Origin of the sequence: Paracoccus sp. 228, assembly GCF_000967825.1 — a bacterium.
In the GTDB taxonomy this organism is placed as follows: domain Bacteria; phylum Pseudomonadota; class Alphaproteobacteria; order Rhodobacterales; family Rhodobacteraceae; genus Paracoccus; species Paracoccus marcusii.
In genome coordinates, this window is sequence record NZ_JYGY01000030.1 from 1 (window position 1) to 1319 (window position 1319).

At 48.4% G+C, this 1319-nt stretch carries 3 protein-coding genes; 2 read left to right on the forward strand and 1 reads right to left on the reverse strand.

Annotation, left to right across the window (positions count from 1 at the left end):
• The coding region (locus SY26_RS21775; RefSeq protein WP_046001982.1) for a hypothetical protein at positions 1 to 380 on the forward strand (380 nt) is incomplete at its 5' end.
• Between the two features lie 166 nt (positions 381 to 546).
• Here SY26_RS21775 and SY26_RS21470 read toward each other — a convergent pair.
• Complete coding sequence (locus SY26_RS21470; RefSeq protein ID WP_157020567.1) at positions 547 to 867, reverse strand: Rap1a/Tai family immunity protein; 321 nt, start codon at positions 865 to 867, stop codon at positions 547 to 549.
• 265 nt (positions 868 to 1132) lie between these two features.
• Between SY26_RS21470 and SY26_RS19700 the strand changes: the two genes are divergently transcribed.
• A partial coding sequence (locus tag SY26_RS19700; RefSeq protein ID WP_046001983.1) for a helix-turn-helix domain-containing protein occupies positions 1133 to 1319 on the forward strand: 187 nt, incomplete at its 3' end.

Here is a 1319-nt window from a genome sequence, read left to right on the forward strand (position 1 = left end):
TTTTTGTTCTCGGGCTAATGCCTTTGTTGCTTAGGGTAAAAAATCAGGAAGCCAAAGAATTCTTCTCTCAAATATACGACTCAATGGTGTTTGGAATTATTTTCATATCAACCACACTTTTTCTAGTGATGGCGCTGGATCRTGCGCYAAACTTTAACCAACCCGGAATTTTGAAAGATATTTTCAATTTTGTAACATCTGTTGGCCTAACGCTTGCAGTTACGGCTGCAATTGGGCCATGGATTTTCGGAAAATATGAGGAGGTTTTGGAATGGAAAAGAGAGTGGCCATGGCTGTATCAAATTGGAGTGACGATCTTTTTCTCATTTATCTGCTTTGTAATTTCCGCGCACATGTTTGATAGCTCTCTCAAAATATAAAAATAAAGAAATATTGTTTTATCTAATGTAATTTAATAACGTTTAAACACATTGAGCAGGGCGGCCATATAGGCCGCCCTGCTCAACCTCTGGCCTGCGCTCTTCCCCGTAACGGGTGTTATGACACACAACCGTTGCGCTCTCAGATCGCGCGACGGTTGTGGGTTTAGTCAGAGCAAGGCCAAGCAGCTTCGAAAACATTCAGGGCTATAGAGGAAGCAGTCAAATGGCGTTCAGCCGGGTTTTCCTCTAAGTGTTTGCACATCACATCCCCTACTTGATTTACAGTTACGCCAGAAGCTGGGCAGATTGATGGGCGACTCTTGTCCCATTTCTGCATGGTAAGAGCCCCGTCTATAAGACCGGAAGCATATATACCCGCTCCCAAGGGGTCGTCCTGGCACTGCTCATAAATTTCGTTTCCATTGAAAAATCCGGCTTGGGCAGCGAGCGGGCAAAGAACAAATGCTGCAATCAGAATACGCATGAGATCTGCTTTCTTGAATGTGTTGCAGTTGAACAATTCTGCCTTCTAACAACCAAAGGGGCAACTTGTCAGCGCTGTGTTCTGAYGAAGTTGACATTCCGCATTTCTCGCCATCTTCACCCATCTGCACCGCCTGTTGGGGAGTATCGTTGGCAAGAAATGGAAGCGTAACTTTTTACACTCTGCCAGCGCCCGTGGACGGCCGTGCAACCGGTTGCACCAGTCGTGTCCACTTTTGACGATCACCCTGCCAAGGAGCTGCCAAATGGCGCGCTATGACCTGACCTTTGCACCCCGGCTGCTVTCAAGCGCCTGCGCCGCGGCCTATCTGGGGATCAGCGAAACGACACTTCGCACGTTATGTCTGCCGCGCCGGATCTTGGGCACGCGCCGCCTGTATGATCGCTATGACCTAGAAGCGTTCGCCGACGGGCTGGAGATCGAAAGCAGCG